The 2,228-nt window shown below is 55.6% G+C and carries 1 protein-coding gene; it reads right to left on the minus strand.

Features of this window, described 5'->3' with window-relative positions:
• Nucleotides 1-494: 494 nt before the first annotated feature.
• A complete protein-coding gene (locus WA070_RS08995) occupies nt 495-2,120 on the minus strand; it encodes a recombinase family protein (protein ID WP_422633756.1) in 1,626 nt (541 codons plus the stop codon).
• Between the last annotated feature and the right edge of the window lie 108 nt (nt 2,121-2,228).

Below are 2,228 nucleotides of genomic sequence, written 5' to 3' on the forward strand. Positions count from 1 at the left end.
CGAAAGCTCCTCGGTACTCATACGCAACACCGCCATGCTCAATACCTCCGAACAGCCGGAGGGCACGGTAGCCCAAGTGAGACATCTCTACTTTGCGCAACTGTGACATTTGAACGTTGCTGCTACACCAGCGCAGTGCGATAATAATAGGTATGTTAAATTGTTTAGGAGCGTGCCCTGTATGGTGACGACATCACATTTCGGAACAATGTAGATGTTCGAATTCCCGGCACCTTTCGCCCCAGGGGATTTGAGTGAATGGAAATCTACCGGCGAGGCGTCACGACAATGTCTATGGGTCAATCGCTTGATATTTTCGACCGCCAAGTTTCTTTTGGCGAAAAGGGCGGATCGAAACTTATCAATCGCGTAGCCGTCACAAGCAAACACAGCATGCATCAATGGGGACCGTGCGCGGGCCGCAGAACGGTCTGTGGAGTAAGTATTCACAGTGATGTAAAACTTTGAATAATATTGAAAATATGGAACTTCGATCATATACGTGAGGATATTGGATGTCGCCTTCGGTTGTATCGCCCTCCCGCAACCATCTGAAATTGCGATACCCCACCGGAGGTCGCAGCCTTCGAAGAACCCTCCCTCGAGGCGGGTTTTTTGCGTTCCACCGCAATCGCAAGGATGCCCGCCAGATCGCCGCGCACGTCGATCTTGAGTTCGCCACCTTCTGGCACCAATAGGATCGCCTCTATGAGCGAACGGATGACCTCCGCCGACTCGAAGCGCTTGTTCTCGTCATCATGCTCCAGGGCCTGATAGAGATTGTCGAGTTGAGCCCGATAATGGTGCGCCATGTTGGGATGGAGCAGGGGAGGGGGCTCCTGGGCCTGGGCGAGGTCGCGCTCCAGTTCTTTCTTGCGCGCTTCCAATCCAACCATCTTCGCGTTGATCTTGTCTGCGGCGCCGCCGCGCAGAATCAGGTTAACCAGCATATCAAGGTCCCGGTCGATTTTGGCAATCTCTGCCCGCGCCGCTGTGATAGCAGCGCCAGCGTCGCCCCTCATGCGGTTCATCTCCCTGGTGAACTCGGCGCAAAATTCAGCGAACAGGGCCGGGTCCATCAAATGATGGCGCAACGCATGAAGCACGCGCCCTTCCAGACGGTCGCGTCGAATATTGAGGCGGTTGTCACATGTACCCTTATTCCGGGCTGCCGAGCAGCCCAGCATCATCGCTGAAATCATCGAATATCCGCCGCCGCAGCAACCGCATTGCAACAGGCCGGACAGGAGATATTTCTGGCGGCGGCGATCGCGGAAGTTTGCGGAGCCTACTGCTGGATTTAATTGATTCACCTGGCAGGATTTTTGCCGTTCCTTGGCATGCTGCCAGAGAGCCTCATCGATGAGGCGCAGTTCAGGTACGTCCTGAATGATCCATTCGGAATGTGGATTGGGCCGAGCTTGTCGTTTTCCTGTATCGGGATCCTTGATGAAACGTTGCCGGTTCCAGATCAATTTTCCGATATAAAGCTCATTGTTGAGGATGCCGGTGCCGCGCTTGGGATTGCCATTTATGGTGCTAAAGCCCCAGGTGCCACCGGTTGGTGCCTCGATGCCCTCTTTATTCAGCTCGGTTGCTATCCGTTTGGCCGATTTGCCAGCGACATAGTCGCGAAAGATGCGCTGGATGACGCTTGCCTGTGCGTCATTGATGGAGCGGTCGCCGCGGATCAGTTCGCCGTTGGCATCGAGCCGTTTGACGACGTCATAGCCATAGCTGTTACCACCGCCCGACTTGCCTTGCTCGACACGGCCGCGCTGGCCACGCCGCGTCTTGTCGGCGAGATCTTTCAGAAACAGGGCGTTCATCGTACCTTTAAGGCCGATATGCAGATGGGTGATCTCGCCTTCGGACAGGGTGACCATCTTGACGTCGCCATAGGCCATGCGCTTGAACAGCCCGGCAATATCCTCCTGATCGCGCGACAGGCGATCCATGGCCTCGGCCAGCACGAAGTCGAAGCGGCCGCGATTGGCGTCTGCAATCAGCGCCTGAATGCCGGGACGCAGCAACGAAGCGCCTGAAATGGCATGATCGGTATATTCCTCGACAATCTGCCAGCCCTGCTTTTCGGCATGGAGGTGTGGATCGGCGTGCAAAAAGGACCCCGTTAGCGGGGTGATCGGCGTCTAAAAGGGACCCCTCATTTCGATGGTTTAAGCAGCCGGCTGGATTTTCAGGCGGCGAGATCGGGATGTTGGTTTTGG

This window comes from Sphingobium sp. (assembly GCF_049304695.1).
GTDB lineage: Bacteria > Pseudomonadota > Alphaproteobacteria > Sphingomonadales > Sphingomonadaceae > Sphingobium.